The 18,345-nt window shown below is 71.5% G+C and carries 14 protein-coding genes and 1 pseudogene; 13 read left to right on the forward strand and 2 right to left on the reverse strand.

Translation table 11 applies throughout. From position 1 onward, the window contains the following. Positions 1-5: 5 nt before the first annotated feature. Both C8N24_RS13290 and C8N24_RS13295 read left to right on the forward strand, forming a co-directional pair. Positions 6-956 carry a UDP-glucuronic acid decarboxylase family protein gene (locus C8N24_RS13290; protein ID WP_121250604.1) on the forward strand — a complete coding sequence of 317 codons (951 nt, stop codon included), beginning with the start codon at positions 6-8 and terminating at the stop codon, positions 954-956. A 57-nt stretch (positions 957-1,013) separates the two neighbouring features. Further along, entirely contained in the window at positions 1,014-2,546 is a 1,533-nt protein-coding gene (locus C8N24_RS13295; RefSeq protein WP_245971852.1) for a sugar transferase, read from the forward strand. Here the strand turns inward: C8N24_RS13295 and C8N24_RS13300 are convergent. Next, the gene (locus C8N24_RS13300; RefSeq protein ID WP_147447768.1) at positions 2,543-3,292 is read right to left on the reverse strand and encodes an MBL fold metallo-hydrolase; all 750 of its coding nucleotides are present in this window, start codon (positions 3,290-3,292) and stop codon (positions 2,543-2,545) included. The genes C8N24_RS13295 and C8N24_RS13300 overlap by 4 nt on opposite strands. A gap of 100 nt (positions 3,293-3,392) precedes the next feature. On the opposite strand from C8N24_RS13300, the gene C8N24_RS13305 reads away from it, so the two are divergent. Then, positions 3,393-4,040, forward strand: a complete 648-nt coding sequence (locus tag C8N24_RS13305; RefSeq protein ID WP_211339948.1) for a GntR family transcriptional regulator — start codon at positions 3,393-3,395, stop codon at positions 4,038-4,040. Between the two features lie 3 nt (positions 4,041-4,043). Here C8N24_RS13305 and C8N24_RS13310 read toward each other — a convergent pair whose 3' ends face one another. Then, complete coding sequence (locus tag C8N24_RS13310; RefSeq protein WP_170179063.1) at positions 4,044-5,069, reverse strand: ornithine cyclodeaminase family protein; 1,026 nt, start codon at positions 5,067-5,069, stop codon at positions 4,044-4,046. A gap of 89 nt (positions 5,070-5,158) precedes the next feature. Between C8N24_RS13310 and C8N24_RS13315 the strand changes: the two genes are divergently transcribed. From C8N24_RS13315 to C8N24_RS13365, 10 genes and pseudogenes are all read left to right on the forward strand, one after another. Beyond that, positions 5,159-6,790 (forward strand): ABC transporter substrate-binding protein, encoded by a 1,632-nt coding sequence (locus tag C8N24_RS13315; protein WP_121250607.1) that lies wholly within the window; start codon positions 5,159-5,161, stop codon positions 6,788-6,790. A gap of 19 nt (positions 6,791-6,809) precedes the next feature. Beyond that, positions 6,810-8,858 (forward strand): hydantoinase/oxoprolinase family protein, encoded by a 2,049-nt coding sequence (locus tag C8N24_RS13320; protein WP_121250608.1) that lies wholly within the window; start codon positions 6,810-6,812, stop codon positions 8,856-8,858. Further along, on the forward strand, positions 8,855-10,585 hold the full coding sequence (locus tag C8N24_RS13325) for a hydantoinase B/oxoprolinase family protein (protein WP_121250609.1): 1,731 nt from the start codon (positions 8,855-8,857) through the stop codon (positions 10,583-10,585). Before C8N24_RS13320 ends, C8N24_RS13325 begins: the two co-directional genes overlap by 4 nt. Further along, the gene (locus C8N24_RS13330; protein ID WP_211339949.1) at positions 10,582-11,493 is read left to right on the forward strand and encodes an ABC transporter permease; all 912 of its coding nucleotides are present in this window, start codon (positions 10,582-10,584) and stop codon (positions 11,491-11,493) included. Before C8N24_RS13325 ends, C8N24_RS13330 begins: the two co-directional genes overlap by 4 nt. Continuing rightward, on the forward strand, positions 11,493-12,506 hold the full coding sequence (locus tag C8N24_RS13335; protein ID WP_121250611.1) for an ABC transporter permease: 1,014 nt from the start codon (positions 11,493-11,495) through the stop codon (positions 12,504-12,506). The genes C8N24_RS13330 and C8N24_RS13335 overlap by 1 nt, the downstream gene beginning before the upstream one ends. Next, positions 12,503-13,513 carry an ABC transporter ATP-binding protein gene (locus C8N24_RS13340; RefSeq protein WP_121250612.1) on the forward strand — a complete coding sequence of 337 codons (1,011 nt, stop codon included), beginning with the start codon at positions 12,503-12,505 and terminating at the stop codon, positions 13,511-13,513. The genes C8N24_RS13335 and C8N24_RS13340 overlap by 4 nt, the downstream gene beginning before the upstream one ends. Next, positions 13,510-14,505 carry an ABC transporter ATP-binding protein gene (locus C8N24_RS13345; RefSeq protein WP_121250613.1) on the forward strand — a complete coding sequence of 332 codons (996 nt, stop codon included), beginning with the start codon at positions 13,510-13,512 and terminating at the stop codon, positions 14,503-14,505. The genes C8N24_RS13340 and C8N24_RS13345 overlap by 4 nt, the downstream gene beginning before the upstream one ends. After that, positions 14,498-15,454: an aminopeptidase gene (locus C8N24_RS13350; protein ID WP_121250614.1), complete on the forward strand. Its 957-nt coding sequence runs from the start codon at positions 14,498-14,500 to the stop codon at positions 15,452-15,454. Before C8N24_RS13345 ends, C8N24_RS13350 begins: the two co-directional genes overlap by 8 nt. After that, positions 15,451-16,664: pseudogene (locus C8N24_RS13355) on the forward strand (NAD(P)/FAD-dependent oxidoreductase). The gene C8N24_RS13350 and the pseudogene C8N24_RS13355 overlap by 4 nt, the downstream one beginning before the upstream one ends. After that, on the forward strand, positions 16,661-18,337 hold the full coding sequence (locus C8N24_RS13365) for a hydantoinase B/oxoprolinase family protein (protein WP_121250617.1): 1,677 nt from the start codon (positions 16,661-16,663) through the stop codon (positions 18,335-18,337). Before C8N24_RS13355 ends, C8N24_RS13365 begins: the two are co-directional and overlap by 4 nt. Positions 18,338-18,345: the final 8 nt, after the last annotated feature.

Raw genomic sequence — 18,345 nt, forward strand, 5'->3', positions numbered from 1 at the left:
GGCACATGGCCACCTGCCTCGTCACCGGCGGCAGCGGCTTTCTCGGATCGCATTTGTGCGATGCGTTGTTGACAAAGGGTCACCGCGTGATCTGCGTCGACAACTTCGACACGGGGTCGCTTGCCAACATCCAGCACCTGCGTGGACCGGACTTCGTGTTCATGCACAAGGACGTCACGCAGCCGTTCTTCGTCGACGAGCCCGTCGACTTCGTCTTCCACTTCGCCAGCCCGGCGAGTCCGATCGACTACCTGCGGCTGCCGCTGCACACGCTCAAGGTCGGCTCCTACGGCACGCACCACGCGCTCGGCCTGGCCAAGCTGCACCGCGCGCGGTTCCTGACCGCGTCCACGAGCGAGGTGTACGGCGACCCGCAGGTGCACCCGCAGCCCGAGTCCTACTGGGGGCACGTGAACCCGATCGGGCCGCGTGGCGTCTACGACGAGGCCAAGCGCTACGCCGAGGCCCTGACGATGGCCTACCACCGCCAGCAGGGCGTGGACACGGCGATCGTCCGCATCTTCAACACGTACGGCCCGCGCATGCGTCCGCACGACGGCCGCGCGATCCCGACGTTCCTGCGCCAGGCGCTGCAGGACAAGCCGATCACCGTGTTCGGCACGGGCCAGCAGACACGCTCGTTCTGCTACGTCAGCGACCTGATCGACGGCATCATCCGGCTCGCCGAGTCCGGCGTGCACCAGCCGGTGAACATCGGCAATCCGCACGAGTTCACGCTGCTGGAGCTGGCCAAGGCCGTCGTCGACATCACCGGCTCGCGGTCGGAGATCGTCTTCGAAGCCCTTCCGACCGACGACCCGCAGGTTCGCCAGCCGGACATCACCCTCGCCCGTGAGCTGCTCGGCTGGGAGCCCACGGTGGACCTGCGCGAGGGGCTTCAGCGCACGCTCGACGCGGCCGGTACCGCTGCGTTGACCGGTACGCTGCCGGCGTAGCCGGGAAGAAAGTGCGCAACGCGCCGCCACGCGGCGCGTTGCAGTTGGATAACGCCAGTGGCAGATACCCAGACCAAGAGCCCGGACAGGCCGACGCCGCACTCATACGCGCGCGCGGGGGAGACGCTCGTGCTACCGCCGGTCGACGTGCGCCGCAAGCGCCCGCCGCTGCTCTCCTTCCTGCTGCGGATGGAGACGCTGCGCAAGGCGTCGCGCGTCGTGTCGCTGCTGGCCCTGGATTTCGCCTGCCTGCTGACCGCGCTGGTCACCGCGCTGATGGTCAAGGCGGTCGTGCGCGAGGGCGTGTGGGCGTGGGACGCGTCGCTGCACGAGGCGCGCGAGACGGTCGCCTTCGCCTACCTCGTCACCGTGCTGCTGTTCGCCCGCTCCGGCCTCTACGCCGAGCGGGCGCAGCGTCCCGGCATCGCGCGGATCGTCTCGTCGCTGTTCCAGGTGATGGTCGTCTCCCTGATCTACGCCCTGGTGAGCGGCGGCGAGGACTACAACAGCTACTACATCTTCTACGGCACGTTCGTCTTCGCCGTGGCCATCCTCGGCTCGGCGCGCTGGCTGTATGAGCTGGGCACGGGCGCGCTGCTGCGCGCGGCCGGCTACCGGCGCCGCGCGGTGCTCGTCGGCTCCGGCCGCCACATCGAGGACGTCGCGCACGCGCTGCGCGACGAGGTCCACGTGCCGGTCGAGATGGTCGGCTTCATCTCGCTCACGCCACGGCCGGACAACGGCCTGCGCTCGCTGGGCCGGATCGAGGACGTGGCCGAGGTCCTGGACGCCTACCGCGTCCAGGAAGTGATCATCGCCGACCCGGACTTCCCGGAGGAGCGAGCCGTCGAGCTCGTGGACACCTGCCACCAGCGCGGCGTGACCGTGCGCGTGGCGCCGTCGACGATGGAGATCCTCGTCCAGCGCGCGGAGCTCGTGCCCGGCACGTCCGTGCCGCTGTTCGAGCTGCGCCCGCCGGTCTTCGACGGCTTCGACTACTTCCTCAAGCGGTCGTTCGACGTCGTCGTCTCGATCCTGCTGCTGCTGTTCCTGTCGCCGATCCTGGTCATGAGCGCGCTGCTCGTGCGCCTGTCCTCGCGCGGCCCGGTCATCTACCGCTCGAACCGCCCCGGCATCGGCGGCACGGCCTTCGCGTGCCTGAAGTTCCGGACGATGTACTCGGACGCCGATCAGCGCCAGTCCGACCTGGAGTCGCTGAACGAGGCCTCCGGCCCGCTGTTCAAGATCAAGCGGGACCCGCGGATGACGCCGGTCGGGCGCTTCCTGCGCCGCTACTCGATCGACGAGCTGCCGCAGCTCGTGAACGTGCTGCGCGGCGAGATGTCGCTCGTGGGGCCGCGTCCGCTCCCCCAGCGCGACTTCGACCAGCTCGAGGACTGGCACAAGAAGCGCTACCTCGTCACGCCCGGCATGACCGGCCTGTGGCAGATCTCCGGCCGCTCGGAGCTGGACTTCGACGACCTCGTCCGCCTGGACTTCCTCTACCTCGAGCGCTGGTCGGTCGGCCTCGACCTCGCGATCCTCCTGAAGACGATCCCGGCGGTCGTCTTCCGCCGCGGCGCGTACTAGATCTCGGCGCCGTCCTCGGGGACGAGCACGCGGTCGGTCAAGCCTTCGGCCGTGAGCCGCGCCCGCACGTCCACGCGCGTCTCCGTGCCGTGCGAGACGGTGTCGAGGTGGACGACGACGATCTGCGCGTTGGGCACGGCGCGCGCGAGCTCGACGATGTCGTCGTTGTCCATCACGATCGGGTCGCTCGTGTTGAAGCGCGCACCGCTGCCGTTGACGACGATCAGCTGCGGGCGGTGCTCCTCGACGGCGTCCAGCACCTCCTGGCAGAGGATCGTGTCGCCGGCGACGTACACGCTCGGCTCACCCGGCGCGTGCAGCACGAACCCCGAGACGCTTCCCATCGCCTCGCCGACCTCGCCCGTGCCGTGATGCCCGTCCGTGCGGACGATCAGCAGCTCGCCGAGCTTGGCGTCGGCGTGGACGGGGCGCGCGTCGATGTAGCCGTCGGCGTGCAGGCGCTCGGCGTCGGCGGGCTGGCAGAAGATCGGCGTGTCGTGCGCGATCAGCTCACGCGCGGTCGCGTCCCAGTGGTCCTGATGGGTGTGCGTGAGCAGCACGGCGTCGATGCTGGCGACGACCGCCTCGGCGGGCTCCGGCAGGTTCACGAGCGGGCTGCGGCGCGGGTTGGGCGTGTTCGGCACGGCCTCGCGCGCGCCGGCGGGGTCGAGCTGCGGGTCCACCAGCAACGTGTGGCCGGCGACGTCCATGCGCAGCGTCGAGTGGCGGATCAGGGTCAGCTTCACGTGCCGAGCGTACGCCACGCCGCTGAGCGGTTCCGTCGGGCCGCAGGTCGATGTCAGAACTGCCCTTCCCGTGTCAATCAGTGCTGTGTAACATGGCACCGTGAAAGCGCTGACCCCGACGAGTCTTCGTCAGCAGGCCGCGGACGTGATCCGCGCGAGCATCCTGGCCGGAGAGCTCAAGGCCGGCGAGATCCATTCCGCCACTGCGATCGCGCAGCGTCTCGGCGTCTCCCCGACGCCGGTCCGCGAGGCGATGCTGGACCTTGCCAACGGAGGCCTCGTCGAGGCCGTGCGCAACCGCGGGTTCCGGGTGCTCAGCCCGGACGACCGAGACCTCGACGAGATCAGCGAGCTCCGCGTGATGCTCGAGCCGCCGGCGATGCGGGCGGTCGTCGAGCGCGCGACGGACGAGCAGCTCGCGGAGCTCGAGTCCGTCGTGGCGATGATCGAGGAGCGGGCCGAAGCCGCCGACGTGGCCGGCTTCCTGGTAGCTGACCGTGCCTTCCACCTCGGGCTGCTCGAGCTGCTCGGCAACGGGCGACTGGTCCGCCTGGTCGCGCAGCTGCGCGACCAGACACGGCTGGTCGGCATCGCGGAGCTGGCACGTGAGGGCAACCTCATGGCGTCCGCGCGCGAGCACCGGGACATCCTCGCCGCGTTGCGCGCGCGGGACGCCGACGCGGCGGAGACGCTGATGCGCAGGCACCTCGTGCACACACGGGGCATCTGGGCCGGCCGCTCCGAGTAGCCCTCAGGGGCGGCCCGCGTCGTCGGGACGGGCAGCGGTCAGCCGGGCCGCGGCCGCGGCCGCCACCGCGAGGTCTTCGAGCGCCAGCCCGACGGACTTGAACACGGTGATCTCCGTCCCGGACCAGGTGGTCTCGCCGCGGACCACCGGTGCGAGCTCGTGCAACGCACCGTCCGTCAAGGCGCCGTCCTCGATCGCAAGCACGACGTCGCCCGCTTCCAGCAGCGCCGACGAGCGCGTCTCCACGACCACGCGCGCGCGGCTGAGCAGCGCGGGCTCGAGCTCGCGGGCATCCGGACGGTAGGCGCCGATGGCGTTCACGTGCGTCCCTGGTCGGACGAGCGCCGCGTCGAACACGGGCGTCGAGCTGGTCGTGCAGGTGCAGACGATGTCGGCGTCCGCGACCGCCCCGGCCGAGCCGAGCTGCGCGGCGACGCCCTCAGAGGTCAGCTCGGCGACGAGGTCGGCGGCCCGTCCGCTCTTGCCGCCGACGATCGTCACGTGGTCGATCGTGCGCACGGCGCGCATCGCGTGCACGTGTGCCCGCGCCTGTGCGCCCGCGCCGAACACGACGAGCCTCCGCGCCGCGGGTGCCGCGAGGTAGCGCGTCGCGAGTGCCGAGACCGCCGCGGTGCGCAAAGCGGTCAGCGCGGCGCCGTCGAAGATCGCGACCGGTACGAGCGTCTCGGGCGCGAACAGCACGTAGACGCCGTGGATGAGCGGTAGGCCGCGCTCCGGGTTGCCCTTGGCGATCGTGACGAGCTTGACGCCCGCGTCGCGTGCGGCGTGGGCCGGCATCAGTAGCAGCTCACCAGCCGGGATCTCCAGGTGGGAGCGAACGGGGCCGGCGCTCGGGTCCTCCTCGCGGAAGGCGGCGTCGAGCGCGTCCACGGCCTCGGCGTAGCCGAGCGCCGTCGCGAGATCGTCGGCGGAGACATAGGTCGGTCGCACCGCTGAGCGCGCTTCTGGAGGTCGCTCGACCGACTGGTGGTCGCGGTCCAACCGCGTGTCCAGCTTTGGCAACGTCACCGGTAGTATGGTACACCTCACATAGGGACTACGGACGAGGAGCCGTGGGTGCCTGCCGAGAGCTCCCTCTGGGACGGAGGAATCAGTCGATGCGCTTGTCGAATCGAGCGGGAACGGTCGCCACCGCTGCAGCCGTCGCGCTGTTCATCGCCGCCTGCGGCGGCAGCTACAACGACGGGTCTGGGGGCGACAAAGGCTCATCGAACGGTGGTGCCGACGAGTCTTCGCTGAAGGTCAACATGGCCGTGGCCCCGGGCACGCTCGACCCGGCGTCGGGCTGCGGCGCGAACGACCTGGCGTTGATCGGCAGCCTCTACTCGCGCCTGACGCAGTACGGCACCAAGCCGGGGCCCGACGGCACGACCGAGGTCGACCCGAGCAAGATCGAGCCGAGCGCCGCCGAGTCCTGGGACATCTCCGAAGACGGCAAGACCTACACCTTCAAGCTCCGCGCGGGCGCGAAGTTCCCGAGCGGCCAGCCCGTCGATGCCGAGGCGGTCAAGTACTCGTTCGAGCGCGCGCTGACCATGAACGGCTGCGGCGGCTACTTCCTGCACGACGGCCTGTTGGACCCGCCGCTGATCGACGAGATCGAGGCCAAGGACGCGACCACCGTCGTCTTCCACCTCAGCCAGGCCGACCCGAACGCCTTGCAGGCGTGGGCCCAGCCCGCCGCGTCGATCGTCGACAAGTCGGTGGTCGAAGCCAACGGCGGTGTCAAGAAGGACTCGGTCAACGAGTACATGGCCTCGCACGCGGCGGGCGCCGGCCCGTATCTGCTCGAGTCCTACGAGCCGAACAAGAGCGCCGTGCTCACCGCCAACCCGGACTTCGCGGGTGAGCCCAAGCCGGTGTCCAAGACGATCCGGGTGAACTTCATCAACTCGGATCCGACCCTCCTCCTGCAGGCCAAGTCCGGCGACGTGGACATCACGCTCGGCCTCTCGAAGCAGAGCGCGAAGAGCCTGGAAGGCAATGCCGGTACGAAGGTCGTCGCGCACGACACGCCGCTGTCGGTGCAGATCGGCCTGCCGAACTCGAAGAAGCCGTTCGACAACGTCAAGGTGCGCGAAGCGCTCGCGCTCGCCCTGCCGTACGAGGACATCCTCAAGAACGTCGCGCTGGGGTACGGGCGCCTGTTCTCCGGGCCGCTTTCCCCGGTCTTCCCGGAATACGACGAGTCGATCGGCGGCGCGCCCAAGACCGATCCGGCCCGCGCGGCGCAGCTCATCAAGGAGTCCGGCATCAAGACGCCGGTGACGGTCGAGATGGCCATCCAGGACGGCAACAACGCCGACCGCCAGATCGCCACCATCGCCCAGGGCGAGTGGCGCAAGCTCGGCGTCGAGGTGAAGATCCGCACGCTGCCGGCGGCGGAGTACATCACCGGCATCCAAGAGCACAAGTACCAGTCCTACATCCGCCTGGACGGGCCGGGTGTGATCGACCCGGGCTACTTCCTGGGCTACGACATGCTCTGCGACATCGGCTTCAACCTGTCGGAGGTCTGCATCCCGGAGGCGGACAAGCTGGCGGCGGAGGCTCGCAACGAGACCGACGCGGAGAAGCGCAAGGCGCTGTACCAGCAGATCAGCCGGCTGTGGCTCCAGGACTGGCCCAAGATCCAGGTCTACGCGGACAAGAACGTCACCGTCCTCTCGGACCGGGTCAAGAACTACTCCTACTCGCACGAGCCGGACTTCCGGCTGTGGTCCAAGTAGCAACCGGAACGAGGCAGCGATGACGACCCGACTCGGGGTGGACGTGGGAGGCACGTTCACCGACCTGATCTTCTACGACGAGGAGTCCGGCGAGACGCGTGTGGCGAAGGCGCCGACCACGCCGGCATCACCAGAGCAGGGGATCCTGCACGCGGTCGCCGCCGGCGTCCCGGCCGACCGGCTGAAAGCCGCGGAGTACTTCCTCCACGGGACGACCGTCGGACTCAACGCGCTGCTCGAGCGGCGTGGTGCCGTCGTCGGCCTGCTGGCGACCGAGGGCTTCCGCGACATCCTCGAGATCCGGCGCGGCGACCGCGTCGACATGTACGACCTGTTCTGGCGCCAGCCCGAGCCGCTCGTGCCGCGGCGGCTGCGGGTCCCGATCCGCGAGCGCTTGTACGCCACCGGCGCGGTGCACACGCCGATCGAGCTCGACGCCGTGCGCGCCGCGGCCGAGCAGTTCAAGGCCGAGGGCTGCACGGCGGTGGCGATCGCCTTCCTGCACGCCTACGCCAACGGCGAGCACGAGCTGGAGGCGGCCCGCGTGCTGCGCGAAGCCGGCTTCGAGGGTGAGATCTCGCTCTCGCATCAGGTCAGCGGCGAGTACCGCGAGTATGAGCGCACCACCACGACCGTGATCGATGCGTTCGTGCGCGGCCGGATGGCCAACTACCTCGGCCGGCTGGAGGACGCGCTGGGCGAGGAGGGCTTTGACGGCTCGTCGCTCGTGACCCGCTCCGGTGGCGGCGCGTTCACGTTCGGCGAGGCGGCCGAGCGGCCGTTCGAGACGATCATGTCCGGGCCGGTGGCGGGGGCCGAGGGCGCGTCCGAGGTGGCGCGCGCGTTCGGCTACGAGCACGTCATCACCGCCGACGTCGGCGGCACGAGCTTCGACACCTGCCTGATCTCCAACGGACGCCCGACGACGCTGTACGAGGGCGAGGTCGTGGGCCTGCCGGTGCAGACGCCGTGGGTGGACGTGCGCTCGATCGGCGCCGGCGGCGGCTCGATCGCCTATGTCGACCAGGGCGGGCTGCTGCGTGTCGGTCCTCGGAGCGCGGGAGCGGTCCCCGGCCCGGCGTGCTACGGCCGCGGCGGCACCGAGCCGACCGTGACCGACGCCGCGTTCCTCCTCGGCATGCTCGGTGACGGCGAGCTCGCGGGCGACGTGCGGCTGGACCGCGCGGCGTCCGAGGCGGCGATCGCGCCGCTCGTCGAGGCGCTCGGCCTCAGCGAAGAGGAGGTGGCACGCGGCATCCTCACGATCGCCAACGCCAACATGGCCGGCGCGATCCGCGAGATCACGGTCGAGCAGGGCGTGGACCCCCGGTCGGCAGTGCTGATGCCGTTCGGCGGCGCCGGGCCGCTGTTCCTGTCGCTGCTGGCCGACGAGCTGGCGATCGGTGAGATCCTGCTCCCGCCGTACGCGGGCAACTTCTCGGCCTGGGGCCTGCTCGGCGCCGACCTCACGCAGACGGTCGCCCGCACGCGGATCACGCCGCTGACCGACGAGGGCCTGGCCGAGGCGAACGCGCTGCTGGGGGACCTGTACGCGGAAGTCGGGCGGCGCGCGACGCACGCCGGCTCCGCCGGGTCGCTGCGTGAGACCGCGCTGGACATGCGGTACGTCGGCCAGGAGCACACCCTGACGGTGCTGGCCGGCGACGAGCAGGGCACGATCGCGGCGACCCCCGACGAGGTGCGCGAGCGCTTCCGGGCGGAGTACGAGCAGACCTTCGGGCTGCGCATGGACGAGGCGGTCGAGATCGTCTCGTTGCGCGCGACGATCCGGACGCCGCTCCCGCGCCGCGCGGAACCCGTCGGCGTGTCGTCCAACGGCCACGGCGGCGCGGCGCAGCCCGAGGGCACGATCCGCGCGTACTCGTTCGCCGACGGCGACTGGACCGACTTCGCGGTGGTCCAGCGGGCGGGCCTGACGCCGGGCACGAGCGTCACGGGGCCGACGATCCTGCTCGAGGAGACGGCCACGTCCTACATCGATCGCGGCTTCAAAGGCCGCGTGCACGAATCCGGATCGATCGTCCTGAAGGCTGAGGGGAAGGCATGAGCGCAGTCGAGACCGTCGTCCACCGCGCGGGCGCGGGAGGCGCGACCGGCGTCGCGGATGCCGACCCGATCACGACCGAGGTGATCCGTCACGGGCTGAACTCGGCCGCCAACCAGATGAAGCGCGCCCTGGTGCGCACGGCGTTCTCGCCGATCATCTACGAGGTCCTCGACTTCGCCGTCGCGATCTACGACGATCAGATCCGGCTCCTGGCGCAGGCGCCGAGCCTGCCGCTGTTCATGGGCACCATGAACTACTGCGTCGAGTACGCGGTCGAGGGCGCCGGCGGCGTGGACAAGCTCCAGCCGGGCGACATCATCCTCTACAACGAGCCGTACGGCACCGGCTCGCATCCGCAGGACGCGGCGGTCGTGATGCCGGTGTTCTTCGACGGCACGTTGATCGCCTACACCGCGATCAAGGGTCACTGGCTCGACATCGGCGGCAAGGAGCCGTACTCGACCGACACGGTCGACGTGTTCCAGGAAGGCACGATCTTCCCTGGCGTCAAGCTCTACCGGGCGGGCGAGCTCGTCGACGACATCTACCGGATGGCGCTGGCCAACACGCGCGTGCCGAAGATGGTCGCGGGCGACCTGAACGCCGAGGTGGTCGGCGTGCGCGCCGGCGCGGCCGCGCTCGTGGACCTCGTCGGCCGTTACGGGCTGGAGACCTTCCGGACGTCGGTCGAGCGCATGTACGACCACGGCGAGGCCGTCGTGCGGGCGTACCTCGAGCAGATGCCGGACGGCCAGTACGTCGGGCAGGGCAGGATGGACAACAACGGGATCACGGAGGATCCGATCCCGTTCGAGGTCGTCCTCGAGATCGAGGGCTCGTCGGCGCGCGTGGACTTCTCGCGCGCCCCCGACGCCCAGGAAGGGCCGGTGAACTGCCCGATCCCGTCGACGGTCTCCGCGAGCCGGATCGCGCTCACGATGCTGGCCGGCTCGGGCGAGCCTCCCAACGAAGGGCACTTCCGCGCGATCGAGGTCGTCACCCGGCCCGGCTCGATGTTCCATCCGCTCAAGCCATCGCCGTGCTTCCTGTACGGCTGGCCGGCCATGCAGTCGATGGAGGTCATCTACAACGCCGTCGCGCAGGCGATGCCCGACGCCGTCACCGCGTGCAGCGGCGGCGACATCTGCTCGTTGGTCTGGTGGGGCACGCGCGAGGCCACCGGTGAGCCGTGGGCCGACGGCTCGCCACACCCGGTCGGCCAGGGCGCGCACGTGCGTGGCGACGGCGCGAACAGCCTGCTGCACGTCGCCGAGTCCGCCACGCGCTTCTCGCCCACCGAGGTGTGGGAGACCAAGAACCCGTGGCTGCTCGAGCGGGTGGAGCTCATCGCGGACTCCGGCGGCGCGGGCAAGCACCGCGGCGGCCTCGGGGTGCAGATGGACTTCCAGATGCTCGAGGACGCGTGGGTGACGGCGGTGATCGAGCGCACGCAGTCGCCGGGCTGGGGCCTTGAAGGTGGTGAGCCCGCCGGCGTCGCCAACGCGGGCGCGCTGCGCCAGGCCGACGGCACGCGGACCACGCTCGGCAAGGCCACCCGCTTGAAGGTGGCCAAGGGCGCGACGTTCGAGCTGACCTGCGGCGGTGGCGGCGGCTACGGCCCGCCGTCCGAGCGCGACCCGGAGGCGGTACGCAGCGACGTGCGCGAGGGCTACGTCAGCGAGGCCCGTGCGCGCGAGCAGTACCCGCACGCCTTCGAGGACGAGTGAGCGTCGCTCCCCTCACTCCGCCCGCTGATGCGGTCGATGTCGCCGTCGAGCCCGGCGCCGCCCGTCGCGGCGCCGCGGCTCGAGCGGTGTTCTTCGGACGCCCGTCGGCCGCCGCGGCCAGCATCTGCCTGTTGGTGCTGATCGCGCTGGCCGTCTTCGGTCCCGTGATCTGGAACAAGGATCCGGCCGCGGTCGACGTCGCCTCCGCGCTGCAGGCGCCGTCGGGCGCCCACCCCATGGGGACCGACGCGAGTGGGCGTGACATCCTCACGCGCTTCAACCACGGTGCGCGGCTGTCACTGACGATCGCGCCGCTCGTGGTGGTCGTCGGGGCGTTCTTCGGCGGCCTGGTCGGTCTCGTCGCGGGCGTGTTCCGCGGCTGGTCGGACGCCGTTCTGATGCGAATCATGGACGCGGTCCTCGCGTTCCCGCCGCTCATCCTCGCGATGGCGGTGACCGTGGGCATGGGCGTCGGCGTGACGTCGGCCGCGGTCGGGATCATGCTCACCTCGATCCCCTGGTACGCGCGCCTGCTGCGCAGCGACGCGCTGAGCATCCGCTCGCGGCCGTACATCGAGGCCGCTCGCGCGCTCGGCGCCGGGCGCGCGCGGATCGTCCGCCGGCACGTGCTCCCGCACGTGGTCCCGACGTTGCTCGTGCAGGGCGCGAGCGTGTTCGGCTACTCGATCCTGACGCTCGCGGCGCTCGGCTTCGTCGGACTCGGAGCCCAGTCGCCGACGGCTGAGTGGGGGACGATGATCACCGAGGGCCTGCAGTACGCCATCACCGGGCAGTGGTGGATCGTCGCCTTCCCGGGCCTCGGCGTGTTCCTCGCGGTGACCGCCGCCAACGTGCTGGCCGACCGCGTCCAAGCCGTCCTGGATCCACGCGCGGGAGGGAGGGCCTGATGCTGCGCTTCTTCGGCTCGCGGCTCGCCGGCGGCGCCGTGTCGATCTTCGGCGCCTCGCTGCTCGCCTTCCTGTTCCTGCGCAAGATGCCAGGCGACCCGGCTCGCCTCGTGCTCGGACCGTTGGCGTCCGACGAGTCGATCGCCGCCCTGCGCGACGACATGGGCCTCAACGATCCGGTCTGGACCCAGTACTGGCATTACGTGCGCGACTTCTTCACCGGCGATTGGGGCTTCTCGTACTCGACCGGCCAGGACGTGAGCACGCAGATCTCCAACCGGCTGCCGGCGAGCGTCGAGCTCGGCCTGTGGGCGTTCCTGTTCGCGTTCGTCGCGGCGATCGGCCTGGCGCTGCTGTCGACCTACCGACACCGGCCCGTCATCGACGGCGTCACACGGGCCGCGGCCTTCGTCGGCCTGGGCACGCCACCCTTCTGGCTCGGCCTGATGCTGCTGGTGGTCTTCTTCTCGTGGCTCGGCTGGTTCCCCGGCCCTGAAGGCCGCGTGTCCGAGGGCACCGCGCTGCCTCCCAAGATCACGGGGATGGTCAGCATCGACGCGTTGCTGACCTTCAACCTGCCGGCCTTCGGCGACGCCTTCATGCACCTGTTCCTGCCGGCCATCAGCCTTGGGCTGGGAGCGTTCGCGCTGCTCGTGCGGCTGCTGCGCGCGAACCTCCACGAGGTGGGCCGCGAGCCGTTCCTCGTCGTCTCGCGCAGCAAGGGTCTGTCGCGCTGGAGCGCGCACGCGCGGCACGCGCTGCCGAACGCGTTCCTGCCCACCCTCACCGCCGGCGGCCTGTTGCTCGCGCAGATGATCGGCGGCAGCGTGCTGGTGGAGAAGGTCTACAACTGGCCGGGCGTCGGCACGCTCGTCGTGGACTCGATCCTGCGCCAGGACTTCAGCGTCGTCCAGGCCTTCATCCTGCTCAGCGCCTGCGCCTACGTGGTGGTCAACCTGCTGGTGGACGTGCTCTACGGCGTCCTCGACCCTCGTGTGAGGAGCGCCCGATGAGCGACGATCCCGTGCTGTCCGTCGACGGCCTCGAGACGGTCTTCCACACGCACGCCGGCACGGTCCGCGCCGTCCGCGGCATCTCGTTCGACCTCGCTCGGGGCGAGCGGATGGGCATCGTGGGCGAGTCCGGCTCGGGCAAGTCGGCGATGGTGCTGTCCATCCTCGGCCTGATCGAGCCACCGGGCGAGGTGCTCGGCGGCTCGGTCAAGGTCAACGGGCGCGAGCTCGTGGGCCGGCCCGAGCGAGAGCTCCAGCGCGTCCGTGGCAAGGAGATCTCGCTGATCTACCAGGACCCGATGAGCGCCCTGGACCCGGTCAAGACGATCGGGCGCCAGCTCGTGGAGACGATCCGCCAGCACGATCGCAGCATCTCGCGCGGGGCGGCGCGCAAGGCCGCGGCCGAGCTGCTGCGCGATGTCGAGGTGCCCCAGCCCGAGCGTCGGCTCGACGACTACCCGCACCAGTACTCGGGCGGCATGCGCCAGCGCGTGATGATCGCGAGCGCGCTCGCGAACCGGCCGGACGTCGTGATCGCGGACGAGCCCACCACGGCGCTGGACGTGACCACTCAAGCCCAGGTGCTCGAGCTGCTCAACCGGCTCGTCAGCGAGCGCGGTGCAGCCGTGCTGCTGATCACCCACAACCTCGGCATCGTGGCCGAGTTCTGCGACACGGTGCGGGTGATGTACGCGGGCCGGCTCGTGGAGGGCGCGGACACGCGGTCGCTGTTCCGCGCGCCCGCCCATCCCTACTCGGACGCGCTGCTGCGGGCCGTGCCGCGGGCCGACCGCCTGCAGCGCGGGCCGCTGCCCGCGATCGAGGGTGCGCCGCCGAACCTGGCCGAGCTGCCGCCGGGCTGTGCGTTCGAGCCACGCTGTCCGCTCGGCTCGGGCCGCCCGGAGTGCCGTGGCGAGGCGCCCGCGAACCGGCCGGTGGCCGACGGCCGCGTGGCCGAGTGCCATCACGCGGAGGAGCAGCTCGCCCAAGAGAAGGTGGCCGTATGAGTGACGCGCTGCTCGTCGTCGACGAGCTGGTCCAGGAGTTCGCCGGCGCCCGCCGCAAAGACCCGCCGCTGCGCGCCGTGGACGGCGTCTCGTTCTCCGTCCGGCGCGGCGAGACGTTCGGAGTCGTGGGTGAGTCGGGGTGCGGCAAGTCCACGCTCTCGCGCGCGATCCTGCGGTTGATCGAGCCGACCGGTGGCGCGGTCGCCTTCGACGGCGAGGACGTCCGCGCGCTCGACACGGACGCGCTGCGGCGGTTGCGCCGGCGTATGCAGCTCGTCTTCCAGGATCCGCTCGGCTCATTGGACCCGCGCATGACCGCGCGGGCGATCGTCGAGGAGCCGCTGGAGATCCACCGCGTCGGCACGCGCGTCGAGCGGGCCCGGCGCGCGTCGGAGATGCTCGAGCTGGTCGGCATCCCGGCGAGCCAGCACACGCGCAAGCCGTACGCCTTCTCGGGTGGGCAGCGACAGCGCATCGGCGTGGCCCGGGCGCTCGTGCTCGAGCCCGATCTGGTGTTCCTCGACGAGCCGATCTCGGCGCTGGACGTCTCGATCCAGGCGCAGGTCCTCAACCTGCTGCGCGAGCTGCAGGAACGCCTCGGCCTGACGTACGTGTTCATCGTGCACGACCTGGCGGTGGCCGAGTACTTCTGCGACCGCGTCGCCGTCCTCTACCGAGGGGCGATCATGGAGCTCGCCCCGAGCTCCGCGATCTTCCACGAGGCGCTGCACCCGTACACGGCCTCGCTACTGGCCGCGGTGCCGATCCCCGACCCAGAGGTCGCGCGCCGGCGCGAGCGGATCGTCCTCCGAGGGGACGTCGCGCCGTTGTCGCCACAGGCCGGAGGGTGCCGCTTCCGCGACCGCTGCCCGGTCGGGCGCGATCGTGCGGTCTGCGCCGAGCAGGCGCCACCGCTGACCGAGCACCGTCCGGGGCACTGGGCGGCGTGTCACTTCCCCGGAGAGCTGCAAGGAGTCCAAGGCGATGACTGAGCTGACCCCCGCCGCGGTGCTCGCGGTCGAGCAACTCGGCGTGCGCGCAGGCGAGCGGGTCGCCGTGCTGCACAACGCCGCGCAACGCGCGATCGCGGCGGCGCTGGCCGACGCGACGCGCGACGCGGGCGCCGAGGTCCAGGTGGTGGAGTTCGCGACGCTCGAGCGCCACGGCGCAGAGCCGCCCCTCGAGGTGGCGGAGGCGATCCTGCGCGCGGACGCGTGCTTTGCCGCCACGGACACGTCGCTCAGCCACACGCGGGCACGGATCGCCGGAACGCAGCGCGGCGGTCGCTTCGCCTCGCTGCCCACCGTCACCGACGACATCTTCCGGCGCACGATCCCGATCGACTACGCGCTGATGAAGCGCCGCGGCGCGGCCATCGCGGACCTGATCACCCGGGCCGACACGGTGCGCATCACGAGTCCCCAAGGCACCGACGTGACGCTGGTGGTCCGCGGTCGCGACGGGCGCAACGACGACGGCGACCTGCGTGAAGCGGGCGCGTTCGGCAACCTCCCCGCCGGCGAGGCGTACGTCTCCCCGGTCGAGGTCGAGGGTGACGGCGTCATCGTCTTCGACGGCTCGATCGCGGGCTACGGGCTGCTGAAGGAGCCGGTCGAGGTCGTCATGGCCGGCGGCCGGCTCGTATCGGCCTCGGGCGAGGCCGGGGCCTGGCTGGAGCGCATGCTCGACAGCGGCGGCGACGGCGGCCGCAGGGTCGCGGAGCTCGGAATCGGCACCAACCCGGCTGCGACGCTGTGCGGCGTCGTGCTCGAAGACGAGAAGCTGATCGGCACCGCGCACATCGCGTTCGGCTCCAGCGCCGGAATCGGAGGCGTCGTGCAGTCCTCGGTCCACATCGACTCGATCATGCTCGAGCCCACCGTCGAGATCGCCGGCGAGACGGTGGTCTCCGGCGGCCGGTTGGTGTTCGATCCCACATGAGCGCGACGGCCGACGCCATCGTCGTGGGGGGCGGCGTCGTCGGCGCGTTCTGCGCGCGTGAGCTGGCCCGCGCGGGTGCGAACGTCACCGTGCTCGAGCGCGGCGACGACTGGGGCACGGGCTGCTCCTGGGGCAACGCGGGGCTGATCGTCCCGAGCCACGCGCGCCCGATCGCGGCGCCGGAGGCCTTGCGCGCGGGGCTCGGCTGGATGGTTCGGCGCGACTCGCCGTTCGGGCTGCGGCTGCGGCCGTCGCTGTCGCCGTGGCTCGCGCGCTACCTGCGTGCGTCGACCACCCGGCGGGCCGCCGCGGGTGAGGCCCTGCAGCGCGAGCTCGCGTCCTCGAGCCTCGAGCTGCTCGCCGCCGACGGCGACGCCGAGTTGACCCGGAGCGGTTGTCTGACGGTGTTCACCGCCCGGGACGGGGCCGCGCGGGCCGAGCACGAGGCAGCGTCGGCCACGGGCCGGATGCTCGGCGCTCGCACGTTGACCGTGGCGGAGACACGCGCCCTGGAGCCGGCGCTGTCGGCACGGGTGACGGCCGGGCTGCTGCATCCGCGAGAAGGCCACGTCGATCCGGTGAAGCTCACGAGCTCGGTCGGTACGGCTGCGCGCCGCGCCGGCGCCGTGTTCTGGACCAAGGTGAGCGTGCACGCCCTGCGGCCGGACGCCGCCGGCGTGACGGTCGCGACGTCGTCCGGGGCGATGCGCGCGCGGCACGTCGTGCTGGCCGCCGGCGCCTGGTCCGGCGCGCTCGCCGCCACGGCGGGTTGCGCGTGCCGCTGCAGGGTGGCAAGGGCTACGCCATCGAGCTGGACCCGAATGCCCTCCCGCTGCGGCGTCCGGTCTACCTGCACGACGAGCGCTGCGTGGCCACGCCGCTGGGCGACCGCGTGCGCATGACGGGCGGGCTGCTGCTGGACGGCCTGGACGAGCGCTATGACCCGCGGCGCGTGGCGGGCATCGTGCGGGCGGCGGACCGGTCGTTCGGCACACGTGCGGAGCCGCGCGCGACGTGGGTCGGGCTACGCCCGTGCACGCCGGACGGACTGCCCGTGATCGGGAGCTCGCGCCGCAACCGCAGCGTGGTGATGGCGACCGGGCACGGGATGCTCGGCGTCACGCTCGCCCCGATCACCGCGCAGCTGGTCGCCGACGCGGTCATGGGCCGCCCGACGCCCGCCGCGCTGTCGCCGGAGCGCTTCGAGTGAGCGCGCCCGCCCCCGACCCCGTCGTGGTCGAGGTCGTCCGCCACGGCCTGAACTCGGCGGCCAAGCAGATGAAGCGCGCGCTGATGCGCACGGCGTTCTCGCCGATCATCTACGAGGTGCTCGACTTCGCCGTGGCGTTGTACGACGACCGGGTCCGGTTGCTGGCGCAGGCGCCGTCGCTCCCGATGTTCATGGGGCGGCTGAGCTTCTGCGTGGAGGCCGCGGTCCAGGCCGTCGGCGGACCCGAGGCGCTGGTGCCGGGTGATGTGCTGCTGTACAACGACCCGTTCGGAACCGGCTCGCATCCGCAGGACGCGGCAGTTGTCGCGCCCGCGTTCGCCGACGGGGAGCTGATCGGGTACGCGGCGATCAAGGCGCACTGGCTCGACATCGGCGGCAAGGATCCCTACTCCACCGACACGGTCGATCTCTTCCAGGAGGGCACGATCTTCCCGGGCGTCAAGCTCGTGCGGGCGGGTGTGCTCGATGACGACCTGTACCGGATGGCGCTCGCCAACAGCCGCGTGCCGAAGCTTGTCGCGGGAGACATCAACGCCGAGCTCGTCGGGTGCAGGACCGGCGTGCGTGCGTTGCTCGCGGTGGTCGAGCGGCACGGGCTCGCGCGCTTTCGCGCAGCCGCGGAGCGGATGTTCGACCATGGCGAGGCGACGGTTCGCTCGTACTTCGAGCGGCTGCCGGACGGCGAGTACCGCGCGCGAGGTGTGCTCGACGACGACGGCGCCGGGCCCGATCCCGTGCCGTTCGAGGTGATGCTCAAGGTCGACGGGTCCGACGTCGTGATCGATGTCTCGAACGCGCCCGCGCAACGGCCCGGACCGGTGAACTGCACGCTGCCCAAGACGGTGGCGGTCGCACGCGTCGCGATCGGGATGCTGGCCGGTGCGGGCGAGCCGCCCAACGAGGGGCACCAGCGGCCGATTCGCGTGATCACCGCTCCAGGGACGCTGTTCCACCCGCTTCGCCCCGCACCCACGTTCATCGGCGGTTGGGCCTCCTTCCAGGCGTTGGAGACGATCTTGGCCGCGGTCGGCAGCGTGGTGCCCGAAGCCGTGCCGGCGGCCAGCGGCGGGGACATCTGCTCGCTCGTCTGGTGGGGCACCGACTCGGCCACCGGGCAGCCCTGGGCCGACGGCTCGCCGCATCCGGTGGGGCAGGGCGGGCACGCGGGCGGCGACGGCGCCTCGGCGCTCATGCACCACGCCGAGTCGGCTACCCGGGTCACGCCCACCGAAGTCTGGGAGAGCCGCAACCCATGGCTCGTCGAGGCTGTGCAGCTGATCCCCGATTCGGCGGGCGCCGGCGAGCATCGCGGCGGTCTGGGCGTCGAGTACCGCTTCCGGGCCCTTGCCCAGCAGTGGCTGACCGCGGTGATCGAGCGCACGCGCACCGCGCCGAGCGGGCTCGCCGGCGGACGTCCGGCACGCTCGAACGTGGCCGCCCTGGTCGAACCGGACGGCGCGCGGCGGCCGCTCGCGAAGGCGACGCGGGTCCGCGTCCCGGTCGGCGCGGTGGTCGAGCTGCGGACGGGCGGCGGTGGTGGATACGGGCTCGCGCGCGAGCGCTCGATCGAGGCGGTGCAGGCGGACCTGCGCGAGGGCTACGTCACCGAGGCGTGCGCGCGGCGCGACTACCCCCACGCGTTTCCGGACTGAGCCGAGTG

Source organism: Solirubrobacter pauli (genome assembly GCF_003633755.1).
Taxonomy (GTDB): domain Bacteria; phylum Actinomycetota; class Thermoleophilia; order Solirubrobacterales; family Solirubrobacteraceae; genus Solirubrobacter; species Solirubrobacter pauli.

Excerpts from the sequence above, each read along its gene's own strand:
- C8N24_RS13290 (WP_121250604.1), top strand. The coding sequence starts at position 6 with ATGGCCACCTGCCTCGTCACCGGCGGCAGCGGCTTTCTCGGATCGCAT.
- C8N24_RS13345 (WP_121250613.1), top strand. The coding sequence starts at position 13,510 with ATGAGTGACGCGCTGCTCGTCGTCGACGAGCTGGTCCAGGAGTTCGCC.
- C8N24_RS13335 (WP_121250611.1), top strand. The coding sequence starts at position 11,493 with ATGCTGCGCTTCTTCGGCTCGCGGCTCGCCGGCGGCGCCGTGTCGATC.
- C8N24_RS13340 (WP_121250612.1), top strand. The coding sequence starts at position 12,503 with ATGAGCGACGATCCCGTGCTGTCCGTCGACGGCCTCGAGACGGTCTTC.
- C8N24_RS13315 (WP_121250607.1), top strand. The coding sequence starts at position 5,159 with ATGCGCTTGTCGAATCGAGCGGGAACGGTCGCCACCGCTGCAGCCGTC.
- C8N24_RS13320 (WP_121250608.1), top strand. The coding sequence starts at position 6,810 with ATGACGACCCGACTCGGGGTGGACGTGGGAGGCACGTTCACCGACCTG.
- C8N24_RS13325 (WP_121250609.1), top strand. The coding sequence starts at position 8,855 with ATGAGCGCAGTCGAGACCGTCGTCCACCGCGCGGGCGCGGGAGGCGCG.
- C8N24_RS13350 (WP_121250614.1), top strand. The coding sequence starts at position 14,498 with ATGACTGAGCTGACCCCCGCCGCGGTGCTCGCGGTCGAGCAACTCGGC.